Source organism: Polaribacter sp. Z014, from assembly GCF_023555435.1.
Classification (GTDB): Bacteria; Bacteroidota; Bacteroidia; order Flavobacteriales; family Flavobacteriaceae; genus Polaribacter.
The window spans coordinates 20,749-36,468 of record NZ_JALCZP010000028.1; the positions used below are offsets into that span (position 1 = coordinate 20,749).

Sequence of the window (15,720 nt, forward strand, 5' to 3'; positions counted from 1 at the left end):
ATTAGTATTCAGTTGGCAGTATGCAGTCAACAGTGTTGAACTGAGACTGCTAACTGAAGACTGCTTACTTTTTATCTCCCAAAACCTCTCTCTCAGCTTTTTCCCAAGATTTTTTGGCTCTAATTTTTTTGTAGAGTCTAATTCCTAACATTAATAATACTCCAAAAAGGATGATTCCTACAACGCCCCATATCCAATTAATGGCAGATTGTAGTGTAACTAAAAATACTACTGCAAATAGGATAATGGTTGCAACCTCGTTCCATATTCTAAGTTGAAAAGCAGTATATTTTATTACATCATTTTGTAATTGCTTGTAAATTCTCTGACAAGAATAATGGTAAAAGTATAGCGCTAAAACAAATGCTAATTTTACATGCATCCAAGGCATTTTTAAGAAATACGGATTTTGATACAACATCCAAAAAGCAAAAACACTTGCTAAAATTGCGGAAGGCCACGTAATCATGTACCACAATCTTTTACTCATTAATTTGTATTGAGTTTGTAAAATTTCTTTTGCAGGTTCTGGTTTTTTCTCTGCTTCTATATGATAGATGAATAAGCGAATAATGTAAAATAAACCAGCAAACCAAGTTACTACAAAAATAATATGTAATGCTTTTACGTATAGAAAGTCCATAAAATGTATTTAGTTTTAATTGATGCTTTTAGTCTGCAAATATGTTTAGCCCTGATTGAAATGGCATCCTTTTTATTGTTTTTAAATATGCGTCATTGCGAGGAACGAAGCAATCTGTTTCTAATTATGAGATTGCCACAGTTTACAAAAAAGTAAACTTCGCAATGACAGAAATAAAAAGATATAATGGAAAGCAGGAAATAGCTTCTAATAATTTTGATAAATTTCAGTTGACGACTATAAACTGCAACTGAAAACTATTTACTTATCTTTCCAGTTGTTAATCCATTTTACCATCACATCTACCCAATCATCATTATCATTCATACAAGGTATGTGTTTGTAATCTGTACCTCCAAATTTTAAGAATTCATCTTTTCCTTCCATGGCGATTTCCTCTAGCGTTTCTAAACAATCGGCTACAAATGCAGGGGTAATTACGGCAAGTTTCTTTTTACCTTCGGATGGGAATTTCTCTAATTCGAAATCTGTATAAGGTTTTAACCAAGGATCTTTTAATAAACGAGATTGAAAAGAATTGCTATACGTTCCTTCTTTTAAGTTTAAGGTTTTAGCAATTTCTTTAGTGGTTTCAAAACATTGATGTCTGTAACAGGTATGGTGTGCTACAGAATTACGCTCGCAACAAGAGCCGTCTATTTTACAGTGGTTTTTAGTAACATCAGATTTTAGAATATGACGCTCTGGAATACCATGATATGAGAATAAAATATGATCATAATCAAACCCTTTTAAATGATTGGCAATGTTGTTACTCATTGCTTTTATATAATCTGGCTCGTTATAAAATGCTGGTAAAACGTCTAATTTTACTTGCGGATATTTCTCAGCGATAATTTGTTCTGCTTTTACAACTACAGTCTCGTAAGATGACATTGCGTAATGCGGATATAAGGGCGCTAAAAATATTTCTGTAACACCTTTATCTACCAATTCTTTTATTCCGTTTTCCATAGTCATAGAACCGTAACGCATTGCCAAAGCAACAGGTAAGTCTACCTTTTTTACAAGTTTATCTGTAAATCTTTGAGATATTACAACTAGGGGAGAACCTTCTTTCCACCAAATTTTTTTGTAAGCGGCACCAGACTTTTTAGGACGTGTATTTAAGATGATTCCGTTTATAAGTAGCCAACGTTTCCAATACGGAATGTCAATTACACGTTCATCCATTAAAAATTCACCTAAATATTTTTTTACATCTTTGGTGTCTGTAGAATCTGGAGATCCTAAATTGTTTAGTAATATTCCTTTCATTTAAAAAAGTTTCAAAGTTTCAAAGTTTCAAAGTTTTTAAGGTTGAAAAAATGGACTTTTGTTAATTTAATTATTTTTTGTTATTCTGAATTGGTTTCAGAATTTATGGTTTTGTTAATGTGTATTCAGTAATTTGTTTTTCAAATTTTTCGCTATCCTTAAAAGCACATAAATTCCCATCCGGATCTTGAAATTTGGCTATGGTTCCCCAAGAATGTTCTTTATAATCTACTTTTATATTATTTAAAATTAAATTATCTGCAACCTCTTTTACGTTAGATACATTTAATCTTAAACATGTTTTAAATCTTTCATTTTTTGTTTCAATGCCTTTGTATTCATCATCTAACTCTATCATTAGATAAGCATTTCCAAACTCAAAACAAGTCAAATTTTCACCTTCAAACATTTTTTGCAAATTTAAGATGTTCTCATAAAAATTTATACAAGATTTATAATTAATCGTATATAAAACGATGCCAGTTCTATCTAATTTCATTTTTTTGCTTACTGCTTACTGCTTACTGCTTACTGCTTACTGCCAACTGATTGGTTACTTCATACAGCGTAATTGCCAAACTATGTATAACATTCATACTAGAGTTTCTACCATACATTGGTATTGCTACCGTTGCATCCACTAAATTAATGTTTTCAATACCATTTCTTTCACTTCCCAAAAGTAAAACGATTTTTTCAGAATTTTTAAAATTAAAATCTTGAATATCGATACTTTTATCAGTAATTTCTATTCCAATAATGGTATTTCCGTCTTGTTTTAAATCAGTTATAAGTTTGTCAAAATCGTTGTAAACTTCATGTTCTATTTGATTTACCGTATTTCTTGCCGTCTTTTTTACAATTCTGTTTTCTGTAGAAGGTGAGTTCTCATGAAAATAAATTTTTTGTACACCAAAACTTTCAGAAATTCGAAAACACATTCCTATGTTTTCTGGGGTTCTAATTGCATCGCAAACAATTGTTATAGGAAATTGCTTTTGATTGTTTTCTATGTCGTAATGTGTTAGTTGTTCCATTAGCCTCTTTTATTTCCCTCAGGGGAAACTCATACTTAATTACTTCTTCTTTTATTATAAATTTTCTTCAAACTAAAATTAAAAATACTTTTAGTGCTCTTTTTACCATTCTATTTCCTTAACAGTTTCTTCCCTTTAGGAAGATTAAGATGGGCTAAGGTTAGGATTGGTTTATACTTTGTGTATGTTTCTTTGGGGTTGTGCCAAATTTCTTTTTAAAAGCTGCAATAAAATGACTCGACGTGCTGTAACCTACTTTTACACCCACTTCATTTACATTAAATTGATTGCTTTCTAATAATTTTCTAGCATATTCCATTTTATAATCTAGCAGAAAACTATAAACCGTATCTCCATAAATTTGTTTAAACCCTTCTTTTAATTTTTTAATATTTAAACCAATTTCGTTTGCTAATTCTTGTAAACTTGGTGGTTCTGCCATTCTAGCAATAATAATTTCTTTGGCGTTTCTAATTTTTAAGACGTTTTGTTCATCAACTAAAAAGGGACAAAATTCACCTTCAGGATTTTCTTCTTTTTGAAAATGAAGACTTAATAGTTCATATACTTTTCCTCTAACATACAAGTCTCTAATAGAACTGTTTGTTTTAGAATTGATAATTTGTTGTAGTACAATTGATACAGAATGTTTTATTTCTGTATCATCATAATATTTTTTGTTACTATTCTCATCACTTAAAAAAGGAATGTAACCGGATTCTTTAGAGAATAAAGCGTGAAATTTTTCAATAGAAATTAATAGTGAAACCAAGGTGGTTTTAGGTTGAATTTCTAAGTTGATAGGCAAAACACCTTGCGGATTGTATAATAAAATGGCTCTATTGTCTAATACATCAAACGAATACGTGCCATTATTAAATAAAAATTTAGATTTTCCTCTTAAACAAAAATGAATCTGTATAAAAGCGTTATTAATTTTGCGTTCAAAACTTTCAATTTTATTACTTTCGTTCTGAAAATGAAGCACATAAAAACCTTTTTCTAAAGTAATTTCTTCAAAAGTACTTTCTCCGACATTTTTGAACATAAGTTATCTTTTTAGTTTCAATTATTTTATTTAGAATGATTCTATATAAAAATAAGCAAAAACTCAATTCTTTAGCAAAAGTAATGCTTTTCAGATGTTTTATAAATAAAAATGAAGTAAAAAACATATAACGTTATAAAAAGTCCTTTAAGCGACATTTTTTTCTAATTGAAGTTTATACTTTTGTCCAACTTTAAGAATTATATGCAAGAGCACAGGCAAGAGCACTTTTATAATATTGGCGTTAGTTACAAAAAGGCAGATGCTAAAACGCGCGGAAAATTTTCTTTATCCAAAGAAAATCAAACCTCGTTGTTACAACTTTCTAAAGAGAGAGGCTATAAAGGGATTTTTATTATATCTACTTGTAATAGAACCGAGATTAGTGGTTTTGCAGAAAGACCTTGTCAATTAATAGAATTATTGTGTGAATTTTCTGAAGGAACAATTCAAGAATTTGCAAAAGTTTCTAATGTTTATAAAAACCAAGAAGCCATACAGCAATTATTTAGAATTGGTACCGGATTAGAAAGTCAGATTTTGGGAGACTACGAAATTGTAGGTCAATTAAGACAATCTTTTAAATTAGCTCAAAAAAACAATACAACAAACGCATACATAGAAAGATTAATAAATAGTGTTTTACAGGCAAGTAAACGCGTAAAGAACGAAACAAGGTTAAGTTCTGGTACTACTTCTGTTTCTTATGCGGCTGTGCAGTATATCATTAAAAATTTACCCGATTATAATTCTAAAAATATTTTAGTTTTTGGTTTGGGTAAAATGGGAAAACATACGTGTAAAAATTTAGCAGAATATACTAAAAATAAACAAATTTGTTTAATCAATAGAACAGAAGAAAAAGCTGCTGAATTTGTAAAAGAACATGCGTCTATTAGAAAGTCTTTGATAGAGAATTTATCAGAAGAAATAGAAAAAGCAGATGTTTTAATTGTTTCTACCGGTGCAGATAAGCCTACGATAACCAAAGAACACATTTCTAAAAATAAAGAGTTACTTATTTTAGATTTATCAATGCCAGAAAATGTAGCCAAAGAAGTTACGTATTTAGAAGGTATTTCTTTAGTAAATGTAGATGAGCTTTCTAAAATTACAGATGAAACTTTAGCGGTTCGTCAACAAGAAGTGCCGTATGCAGAAGCAATTATAGAAACGCATAAAGCAGAGTTTAATGAATGGTTAAATCACAGAAGATTTACACCTGCCATTGCTGCTTTAAAGAAATCATTAGAAAATATTACAAGCGACGAAATTAATTTTCAGAAGAAAAAAATTGTAGGTTTTGATGAAAATCAAGCCGAAATTTTAACGTCACGTTTTATTCAAAAAATAACTACCCAATTTGTGAAACATTTAAAAGATGAAGAAACATCTGTTTCGCAAAGCCTCCAAGTAATTAATAAGGTTTTTAAATCTTAATAAAAAACTCCATGCAGAAAATAATAAGAATAGGAACTCGCGATAGCCAATTGGCTCTTTGGCAAGCTAATAAAGTACGTAAAGAATTAACGGAATTAGGCTATGAGTCAGAGTTAGTACCAATAAAATCTTTGGGGGATATTGTTTTAGACAAACCTTTATATGAATTAGGTATTACCGGTGTTTTTACTAAAAATTTAGATGTTGCCATGTTAAATGGTGATATTGATATTGCTGTACATTCTTTAAAAGATGTTCCTACTGTTTTACCTGAAGGAATTATACAAGCTGCTGTTTTAAAACGTGCAGATTATATAGATTTGTTGGTTTTAAAAGATAACGAAGAGTTTTTTGGACAACCAAATGGTGTTATTGCAACAGGAAGTCTACGTAGAAAAGCAATGTGGTTAGACCGTTATCCAACGCACAAAGTAGAAGATTTACGTGGAAATGTAAATACTCGTTTAGAAAAATTAGAGAATAGTGAAACTTGGAACGGAGCCATTTTTGCTGCCGCAGGATTAGAAAGATTAGGCTTAAGAGATGCAGAAGCAATTCCGTTAACATGGATGATTCCTGCACCCGCACAAGGAGCAATTATGGTTGCTTGTTTAGAAAAAGACGATTTTGTAAAAGATGCTTGTGAGCAATTAAACCACTACGAAACCAAGGTTTGTGTTGGAGTAGAAAGAGAGTTTTTAAAACTTTTAGAAGGAGGTTGTTCTGCACCAATAGGCGCTTTGGCTTATGTAGATGCAAGAACTGAAGAGGTTGTTTTTAAAGGTGTTTTATTAAAAAAAGACGGTACTAAAAAAATTACGGTTACTAAAAATGCAAAATTAGGAAGCCATCGTTATTTGGCTAAGGATTGTGCAGATTATGTAATTAATAAAGGTGGAAAAGAGTTAATGGCAGAAGATGCCGAAGAAGCTGTAGCACCATTACAAAATATCTATTCTACTAAAAAATTATCGGAACTACAGAAAGAAATTTTATCGGATACAATTGGTATAAAAGACAGCGATTTTATTAAAATTCGTTTTAATAGAATTCCACCAAAGGTGATGAAAAACGAAATTGAAAACGTTGTTATCACGAGTCAGAATGGAGTAGAAGCGCTTTTAAATTCTTTTACAAGAGATGAAATGAATTTTAAGAATATCTATTGTGTTGGTAGAAGAACAAAAAAACTAATTGAAAATAGAATTGGTAAAGTTGCTCATGCTGCTAAAAATGCTCAGAAATTGGCAGAATATTTAGCGGCTGAATTAGAAACTAAAAATGTAACTTATTTTTGTAGTAATGTAAGATTAGATGTTTTACCAGCTTCTTTGCAAGCACGTGATATTACTGTAAATGAAGTTGAGGTTTATAAAACGATGTTAAGTTCAGAAAAAATAGATGATGAAGTTTCTGGCGTTTTATTTTATAGTCCGTCTGGTATAGAAAGTTATTTAGAAGAAAATAATCCGGATAGGGTTGCGTTCTGTATTGGAGAAACAACAGCAAAAGAAGCTAGAAAATATTTTGATAAAGTTGAAGTTGCAAACTTACCTAGTGTAGATAGTGTTCTAGAATTGGTAAATTTGTATTACTCAAGATAATTATTTGGACGTTTTAACAGGCTTTCATTGTATCTTTTTTCGAAAAAGAAAAAAGGTTAAGAATATCCGAAGATATTAGAACGGAGGAAACTCTTAACGCCAATAACAAGTTTACAAACATCCTGAAAGGTTTTTTGAAATCTTGAAGGAGAAAAAATAGAGGAATGTTTCGTACAAGAAGATTAAGAAAATCAGAAGGAATTAGAAGATTAGTTAGAGAAACTAAATTATCTGTAGATGATTTTATCTATCCACTTTTTATTGAAGAAGGAGAAAATATAGAAACAGAAATTGTTTCTATGCCAGGAATCAAACGTTTTTCTTTAGATCGAATTTCTAAAGAATTAGACGAGGTGGTTGAATTAAATATTCCTGCCGTTTTGTTATTCGGAATTCCATCTACAAAAGATGATGAAGGAACCGAAACTTGGAATGATAACGGAATTATGCAACAAGCAATTCGTTTTATCAAGAAAAATTACCCAGGCTTATATGTAATTACAGATGTTTGTTTTTGCGAATATACTTCTCACGGTCATTGTGGAATTATACATGATAATGATGTTGACAATGATGCTACGTTAGTAAACATTGCCAAGCAAGTTATTTCGCATGCAAAAGCAGGTGTAGATATGGTTGCACCATCTGGTATGATGGATGGAACGATTGATATGATTCGTCAGTCTTTAGACAATACAGGTTTTGTAAACTTACCAATTATGGCATATTCTGTAAAATATGCATCTGCTTTTTATGGGCCTTTTAGAGATGCTGCAGATTCTGCACCTACTTTTGGAGATAGAAGAACCTATCAAATGGATCCATCTAACAGAGATGAAGGGATGCGAGAAGCTACTTTTGATGATCAAGAAGGAGCAGATATTTTAATGGTAAAACCAGCTTTATCATACTTAGACATCATTAGAGATTTAAAAAACAGTTTCGATCGTCCGATTGCATGTTATAATGTAAGTGGAGAATATGCAATGGTAAAAGCTGCTGCAGAAAAAGGTTGGATTGATGGCGAAAGAGTAATGATGGAAAGTTTACTGTCTATGAAAAGAGCAGGAGCAGACATTATTATTACGTATTTTGCAAAAGAAGCAGCGAGAGTATTATTAAAAAAATAGCCTTTCGGTTTTAGCTGTTAGCATTTTGCGAATAGCCAAAAGCCAAAAGCCAAAAGCTAAAAAACATGGAATTCAAGAAATCAGAGAAATTATATAATAAAGGATTAAAACATCTTGTTGGAGCGGTAAATTCTCCAGTAAGAGCATTTTCATCTGTAGGTGGTAATCCGTTGTTTATTAAAAAAGCAAAAGGGAGTAAAATCACAGATGTAGATGGTAATAAATATGTAGATTTAGTACTTTCTTACGGACCAATGATTTTAGGTCATAGACATAAGAAAGTGCAAAAAGCAGTTGAAAAAGCTTTGAAAAAAGGATATTCTTTTGGTGCATCAACAGAAAACGAAATCAAATTAGCAAAAATAGTTTGTGATGCTTTTCCAGGAATGGATAAGGTTCGTTTTGTAAATTCTGGTACCGAAGCTGTTTTAAGCGGAATCCGTTTGGCAAGAGCATTTACCGGAAAAGATAAAATTATAAAATTTGCAGGTTGTTACCATGGGCATCAAGATGCTTTATTGGTTGCGGCAGGTTCTGGTTTAATGACTTTAAGTTTACCGGGCTCTAAAGGAGTGCCAGAAGGCGCTGTAAAAAACACCTTAATTTCTAATTATAATGATTTAGATAGTGTAAAAAAACACTTTGAAAACGAAGATAATATTGCCGGTGTAATTATTGAACCAATTGCGGGTAATATGGGGGTTGTGGTTCCTGAAGATAATTTCTTAGTAGAATTAAAAAAATACTTAGAATCTAAAGGAGCATTATTAATTGTTGATGAAGTAATGACAGGTTTCCGTTCTAAATTTGGTGGAGCGCAAGAATTATTGGGTGTAGAAGCAGATATTACTTGTTTAGGTAAGGTTATCGGTGGAGGTTTCCCTGTAGGAGCATATGGAGCAAGAGAAGAAATTATGCAAGAAGTTGCGCCTTTAGGCGGAATGTATCAGGCAGGAACTTTATCTGGAAATCCAATTGCAATGGCAGGCGGAATTGCAACTTTAACAGAGTTAAAAAAGCAAAACCCTTATAAACAATTTGAAGAAATTGGTAGTATACTAGAAGTAATTTTATTAGAAACAGCTAAAAAGTACAATGTTCCTTTAACAGTAAATAGGTTTGGTTCTATGTTAAGCCCTTTCTTTGTAAATAGCGAGGTTACTAACTTTGTAGAAGCACAATTGTCTCATACAGATCAATTTGCTGTTTTCTTTTGGGAAATGATCAAAAACGGAGTTTTCTTACCGCCAAGTCAGTTTGAAGCATGGTTTTTATCATCAGCTTTATCAGACAAGGATATTAAAAAAATTAGTAAAGCAATTGATGCAGGAATGTTAGCTGTATCTAAAATGAAATAAAAAAACCGTCATTACCAAGAAGAAAGTCGAATTAATCTGTTGTTTATAACTCTAGATTGCTTCATTACATTCACAATGGCGTTTAACACAATCAAAAATAGCTAAAAGCCAAAGCCAAAAGCTAAAAGCGAATAGCAAAAAGCTACATAATGATAAAAAACGATTTATTTTTAAGAGCCTTAAAAGGAGAAACTGTAGACCGTCCGCCCGTTTGGATGATGCGTCAGGCAGGAAGATATTTACCAGAATTTCAAGAAATCAAGAAAAAGTATGATTTCTTTACACGTTGTCAAACTCCAGAGTTGGCATCAGAAATAACTGTGCAACCAATTCGTAGATTCGGAATGGATGCTGCAATTTTGTTTTCAGATATTTTGGTAATTCCACAAGCAATGAATATTCATGTGGAAATGAAACCAGATTTCGGGCCTTATTTACCAAATCCTATTCGTACTCAAAAAGATTTAGATTCAGTAATTGTTCCAGATATTCAAGACACTTTAGGTTACGTAATGGAAGCTATTAAAGCAACCAAAGAAAAGCTAAATGATGAAGTGCCGTTAATAGGTTTTGCGGGTTCACCTTGGACAATTCTTTGTTATTGTGTACAAGGACAAGGTTCTAAAAACTTCGATAAAGCAAAAGAATTATGTTTTACAAACCCTGTGGTAGCACATTCTTTATTGCAAAAAATTACAGATACAACCATTGCATACTTAAAAGCAAAAGTTGAAGCAGGAGTAGATGCTGTTCAGGTTTTTGATTCTTGGGGAGGAATGTTGTCTCCGGTAGATTATCAAGAATTTTCTTGGCAATATATGCAGCAAATAATCGATGCTTTAAAAGAGAGTACTCCGGTAATTGCTTTTGGTAAAGGTTGTTGGTTTGCGTTAAATGAAATGTCTAAATCGGGCGCTGCTGCGTTGGGTGTAGATTGGACATGTTCTGCTAGAAATGCTCGTTATTTATCAGGAGGAAAAATTACGTTACAAGGTAATTTCGATCCTACAAGATTATTTTCTCCTCCGGCAGTCATCAAAAAAATGGTGCATGAAATGATTAATGAGTTTGGTAAAGACAGATTAGTTGTAAACCTTGGTCATGGTATTTTACCAAATATTCCGTTAGAAAATGCAAAAGCATTTATAGATGCGGTAAAAGAATATAAAGCTTCATAGAAAAATAATTTGGGCGTTACCACACAAAAAAGTGTGGTCGCGCTTGAAGTTTATATTGAGCGCAGTCGAAATATTGTATCTTTTTGCGAAAAGCAAAAAGGATGCCACTTCAATCGCTAACGCAAGCCAACGCTAATGATTAAAAATATACTTTCAGGAATAAAAGCCTACGTTGGTGCTTTTGGTTTAATATCTAAACTAAAACTTTGGAAATATTTTTCCATTCCAATAATTATAAGTCTAGTAACAGCAACAATTATAGGTTTTACGTCCTACGGTTTGTCAGATAATATTGGGCACTTTATATCTAAAATTTGGATTTGGGATTGGGGAAAAGAAACATTTACAACCATAACCTCTGTAATCGGAGGGCTCTTTGTTTTGGTTATTGGGTTTTTATTGTACAAACATATTGTAATGGCTTTATCAGCGCCGTTTATGAGTCCTGTTTCAGAAAAAATAGAAATCCATATCAATGGAGATTTAAAACACAATCACAGAGAAACTACTTTTCAAGAACAATTAGTAAGAGGAATTAGAATTAGTTTTAGAAACATTGGTAAAGAATTATTGTTAACAATTCCGTTGTTATTATTAAGTTTTATACCTATTATAGGATTCGGTTTTACCGCTTTATTATTTTTGGTACAAGCTTATTACGCAGGTTTTGGTAATATGGATTATACCTTAGAAAGACATTTTAATTATAAAGACAGTGTTAATTTTGTTGGAAAAAAGAAAGGTTTTGCTATTGGAAATGGAATTGTTTTTATGCTGTGTTTGTTAATTCCTGTTTTAGGAATTATTCTAGTTTTTCCACTTTCTGTAACAGCGGCATCTGTAAAAACCGTAGCGTTATTAAATTCAGAAAATAGTAAGTGAATCTTTTAAAAAAATACGATAAACCTTTTGAGTATGCAGGTATAATAATGAAACTTATTATAGCGTACCAATTTTCTGTTATTTGGTTTCAGCCAGAAGTTTCAGATGTTTCTAAAATTTCTTCAATGGCTATTTTAATGGCTTTTGAGTTTGTTATGGTACATTCTGGAGTATTTATGGCAGTGATGCCTAAAAAGATTTCTTTGTTTATTTTAATTCCAATTTATGGTTTATTTGCTTGGGGATTTTCTTCAACAATGGAAAATAATGATATCATACTATTATACTTACTAGTTGTCCTAAATAGAATGCGCTTTGCGTTTTCAGATGTGAGTCTGGAAATTAGAGTAAGAGCTGTACTATTTTCTGTTTTGGCAGCAATTTTATATATTGTACTTATCATTATTACTCTCTTTTCAGATGGTGTTTTTGGAGAATTAGGACTAACACAAGAATTTTTAAAATCGTCGGGGTATTTTGATACTTTATCAGCAAGTGGAGAATTTGTAGAAAGACCTCATACAGCTATTAGTTTTGGGTTTTTTTATTACTGCTTTTTAGCTGTACTAGAAACGCTATTGCTAACCACTAAAACAATGAATATGACTAAAATTGCAATTAAATGAAAGATCAATTTTATAAATACATAGAAAACTTACAAGATCAAATTACTTCTAAATTAGCCGCAATAGATGGTGGTGCTAAATTTAAAGAAGATCTTTGGGAAAGAGAAGAAGGCGGTGGAGGTAGAACACGTGTTATAGAAAATGGATCGGTTTTTGAAAAAGGAGGTGTTAATATTTCGGCAGTTCATGGAGAGTTACCAGAAGCGTTAAGAAACCAGTTTAAAGTAAAAGAAGGAAACTTTTTTGCTTGTGGTTTAAGTTTGGTATTGCATCCAATAAATCCTTTTGTACCAACGGTGCATGCAAATTGGCGTTATTTTGAAATGTACGATGATGCAGGGAACATCGTAACCCAATGGTTTGGAGGCGGACAAGATTTAACTCCCTATTATTTATTTGACGAAGATGCTACACATTTTCATCAGGTTTGTAAAAACGCATGTGACAAACATGATTTAGGTTTTTATCCGAAGTTTAAAAAAGTTTGTGATGAATATTTTTGGAATGCTCACAGAAATGAAGCTCGTGGAATTGGAGGTTTATTTTTTGACTATCAAAAAGAAATAGCAGAGTTTTCTATAGAAGATCGATTCAACTTTGTAACAGAAGTAGGAAATAGTTTCTTAAAAAGTTATGTGCCAATTGTTGAAAAAAGAAAAGATATAGCTTTTACAAGAGCACAAAAAGATTGGCAAGAAGTACGTAGAGGTCGCTATGTAGAATTTAATTTAGTACACGACAGAGGAACTCTTTTTGGTTTAAAAACAAATGGAAGAATAGAAAGTATTCTAATGAGTTTGCCACCAATTGTACAATGGAAATACAATCACCAACCCGATGAAAATTCTGAAGAAGAAAGACTTTTAAATGTTTTAAAGAATCCTAAGGATTGGGTTTAATAATCATAAAAAAAGCAGGAATCATATTCCTGCTTTTTTATATTAATTAATTCAAATGTTATATTTAGCTGTTTCTCATATACTTTTTGTTTTATGTTACAAATTTACGATAAAACTATATTTAGCAATATGACAATAATCATATTGTTTTGTTAATGTATGTTAAAATTAAATGTTTTTTGTAGTAGTATTTTTGTGATTATGATAATTTTTTAAAATAAGTGTTTTGTGGTTATCTATATTGGTTTTATAGGAGAGGATTTTGTGTGCTTCGAATATCAAAACAGCAGAATATTCTTTAGAAGATAGATTTTATTTTACTACAGATGAGAAAAGACTTCTTATTGTTTTTAAAAATACTAAAGATTGAGTTTTTTATTAACATTAGTTAGTGTATTTTGCTTTCGTTTTTATAAATTGATATCTAATATTTTTAAGGACGTACATAATAAAGATATAATAAATGTATTACAAAGTCATATTTACTTTTTTATTCTTTTTTAGTTTAAAAACAAACTCTCAGAATTTAGATTCTATTTTTATTTCAAAAAAAGAAATTGTAAAATCTATAAAAACGAATAAGGATAAAGTTCAGTTTTTATATGAATGTGGAGAGTATTTTTATTCTAAAAATGTTACTAAGTCAGAATATTTCTTCAAGGAAGCTTTACTTTTAGCTAAGGGTAGTAATAGTACTATGGAAGGTAGAACTTTATTTAAATTAGGGTTTATAGAAAAAAATAGAGGTAATTTAAGTACATGTCTTAGGTATTTTAATGAAGCAAAAGATATATTTGAAAATACTAATGATACTGAGCGTTTTGCTTCTATTCATTTTGATATAGGATATGTGTATCGATACAAAAATCAAATGGATAAAGAGTTTAGCTTTTACAAAAAAGGTTTAAAACTTAGTGTAGGAGAAGATGAGTTAGTATTAGGAAAAGGATATTTACATTTAGGAAATTACTATACTAGGCTTAAAAAATTAGATTCGTCAATTTATTTTTATAATAAATCTCTTGATATTTTTAAAAGATTAAATAGAGATGATAGGGTTTACAATGTGTATAATAATGTGTCTAATACGTATTACAAACAAGGTAAATATAAAAAAGTAATAGCTATTAGAACGTTAGTTTTAAAATTTGCAAAAAAAGAAGATAATAAACTACTTATAACAGTCAATTATCATAATCTAGCTGCTGCTTATAGTAAGTTGAACGAGTATGTAACTGCTGATAAATATTTAGACTCAGCTTTAATTGTTGCAAAAGAAAATAATTTTAAACTAAGATTATCAAAATCTTATAGTTCAATTGCTAAAGTTAACTTTATGCTTAAAAACTATGAGAAATCTTATAGGTATCTAGAAAAACATAAGGTTTATTCAGATTCTATTATTAAATCACAATTATCAAATACAATTAAAGAAGTAGAGCTTAAAAATAAGCTGAAATTAGAAAAGAAAAATTTACAAATATTAAATCAAGAACAAGTTTTTGAAAAGAGGTTGTACTTAATTATAATTGGTGTGTTTTTATTATTAGGTATTCCTCTGGTTATTTTATATCACAGAAATTCCGTTAATAAGAACCAAATAATCGAAGGGAATTTAGAGAAGGAGAAAATAAAAAAGGAAGTTTTACAGCAAAAGTTTAAACGATCAGAAGTTGAAATAAAAAGCTTAGTTGCAGATAATTCAATGAGGTTAGAATTTTTAAAACAACTTTTATTAAAGCTTAAAAACGAAAGGAAATCTGCGGCTTCAGTTGAAGTGAAAAATTATATTAAAGATTTATCTTTTAAAATTCAGCAACAAATTACAACAGACAGCAAATTAACTTTACTTAAAAATAAAATTGATGCTGTTAATGATGGTTTTGATAATATGTTAATTACTACTTATAAGGAGCTTACTAAAACTGAAAGAGAAGTATGTTCTTTATTAAGGTTAAATTTATCTGTGAAAGAAATTGCTTCAATTAGAAATTCAAGTCCAGATGCCATAAAAGTGACACGCTATAGAATAAGAAAGAAGATGAATGTGCCTAAAGATACAGAATTAGAGGTGTTTATTAAAAAGTTAGAAATATAGTTTTTTATTTATAAATTATTCTATTATAGGTTTTTGTATTTTTTATGTTACTTTTTGTTACCTTTTAAAAAGTATACTATTACTTTTTGTGACTCTTTTTTTTGTAGTAATTTTTATTTTAAAATTTATATTTGAATAGGTAATTAAATTATCCCCCCAAAATGACTAATATCCCCCAAAGGATTTAATTACTACTTTCAAAAATTTTAAAAAGCAGCTTGTTTATAAGCTGCTTTTTATTTTTTATCAACTTAATAAGTTTAAAGTGAGAAAAGATTAGAATGAGGTAATGCAAGGTTTGCCTAATTACGGCCTTTCTTTGAATGATAATAATGTAGAATTTGATTGTGTTAAATAGATCAACCAAATTAGAATAAGAAATAATTCCTTTTATAGTATCTTTTGGCCTAATGGACAAAATGGTTGGTCTTTTTACACTTTATTTTTCATGTGGACAAAATGGTTGGTCTTTATTTTGTAATTTCATTAGATTCTTTTA

The 15,720-nt window shown here is 30.4% G+C and carries 14 protein-coding genes; 9 read left to right on the plus strand and 5 right to left on the minus strand.

Translation table 11 applies throughout. From position 1 onward, the window contains the following. Window positions 1-64: 64 nt before the first annotated feature. The 5 genes from MPF19_RS17380 to MPF19_RS17400 all read right to left on the minus strand — a co-directional run bounded on the left by MPF19_RS17380 (window position 65) and on the right by MPF19_RS17400 (window position 4,006). A complete protein-coding gene (locus tag MPF19_RS17380; RefSeq protein ID WP_249989537.1) occupies window positions 65-643 on the minus strand; it encodes a CopD family protein in 579 nt (192 codons plus the stop codon). A gap of 261 nt (window positions 644-904) precedes the next feature. Next, window positions 905-1,921: a ferrochelatase gene (hemH, locus tag MPF19_RS17385; RefSeq protein ID WP_249989538.1), complete on the minus strand. Its 1,017-nt coding sequence runs from the start codon at window positions 1,919-1,921 to the stop codon at window positions 905-907. Window positions 1,922-2,024: 103 nt separating this feature from the next. Then, window positions 2,025-2,420, minus strand: coding sequence for a VOC family protein (locus tag MPF19_RS17390; RefSeq protein WP_203394568.1), 396 nt, complete (start codon window positions 2,418-2,420; stop codon window positions 2,025-2,027). 22 nt (window positions 2,421-2,442) lie between these two features. Continuing rightward, window positions 2,443-2,958: a TrmH family RNA methyltransferase gene (locus MPF19_RS17395; RefSeq protein ID WP_203394569.1), complete on the minus strand. Its 516-nt coding sequence runs from the start codon at window positions 2,956-2,958 to the stop codon at window positions 2,443-2,445. Window positions 2,959-3,118: 160 nt separating this feature from the next. Then, entirely contained in the window at window positions 3,119-4,006 is an 888-nt protein-coding gene (locus MPF19_RS17400) for a helix-turn-helix transcriptional regulator (RefSeq protein WP_203394570.1), read from the minus strand. Between the two features lie 204 nt (window positions 4,007-4,210). Here MPF19_RS17400 and hemA point away from each other — a divergent pair, with 204 nt between their 5' ends. The 9 genes from hemA (at window position 4,211) to MPF19_RS17445 (ending at window position 15,221) form a co-directional block, all read left to right on the plus strand. Next, window positions 4,211-5,446: a glutamyl-tRNA reductase gene (hemA, locus tag MPF19_RS17405; RefSeq protein WP_249989540.1), complete on the plus strand. Its 1,236-nt coding sequence runs from the start codon at window positions 4,211-4,213 to the stop codon at window positions 5,444-5,446. Between the two features lie 11 nt (window positions 5,447-5,457). After that, complete coding sequence (gene hemC / locus MPF19_RS17410; RefSeq protein WP_249989542.1) at window positions 5,458-7,050, plus strand: hydroxymethylbilane synthase; 1,593 nt, start codon at window positions 5,458-5,460, stop codon at window positions 7,048-7,050. A 164-nt stretch (window positions 7,051-7,214) separates the two neighbouring features. Further along, a complete protein-coding gene (hemB, locus tag MPF19_RS17415) occupies window positions 7,215-8,180 on the plus strand; it encodes a porphobilinogen synthase (protein WP_249989544.1) in 966 nt (321 codons plus the stop codon). A 65-nt stretch (window positions 8,181-8,245) separates the two neighbouring features. Continuing rightward, entirely contained in the window at window positions 8,246-9,538 is a 1,293-nt protein-coding gene (gene hemL / locus MPF19_RS17420; protein ID WP_249989547.1) for a glutamate-1-semialdehyde 2,1-aminomutase, read from the plus strand. A gap of 149 nt (window positions 9,539-9,687) precedes the next feature. Next, on the plus strand, window positions 9,688-10,716 hold the full coding sequence (gene hemE / locus MPF19_RS17425) for a uroporphyrinogen decarboxylase (RefSeq protein ID WP_203394575.1): 1,029 nt from the start codon (window positions 9,688-9,690) through the stop codon (window positions 10,714-10,716). A gap of 135 nt (window positions 10,717-10,851) precedes the next feature. Next, window positions 10,852-11,598: an EI24 domain-containing protein gene (locus tag MPF19_RS17430; RefSeq protein ID WP_249989548.1), complete on the plus strand. Its 747-nt coding sequence runs from the start codon at window positions 10,852-10,854 to the stop codon at window positions 11,596-11,598. A 47-nt stretch (window positions 11,599-11,645) separates the two neighbouring features. Next, window positions 11,646-12,224 (plus strand): hypothetical protein, encoded by a 579-nt coding sequence (locus tag MPF19_RS17435; RefSeq protein WP_203394577.1) that lies wholly within the window; start codon window positions 11,646-11,648, stop codon window positions 12,222-12,224. After that, a complete protein-coding gene (hemF, locus tag MPF19_RS17440; RefSeq protein ID WP_249989550.1) occupies window positions 12,221-13,123 on the plus strand; it encodes an oxygen-dependent coproporphyrinogen oxidase in 903 nt (300 codons plus the stop codon). The genes MPF19_RS17435 and hemF overlap by 4 nt, the downstream gene beginning before the upstream one ends. 463 nt (window positions 13,124-13,586) lie before the next feature. Then, complete coding sequence (locus MPF19_RS17445) at window positions 13,587-15,221, plus strand: LuxR C-terminal-related transcriptional regulator (RefSeq protein ID WP_249989552.1); 1,635 nt, start codon at window positions 13,587-13,589, stop codon at window positions 15,219-15,221. Window positions 15,222-15,720 lie beyond the last annotated feature (499 nt).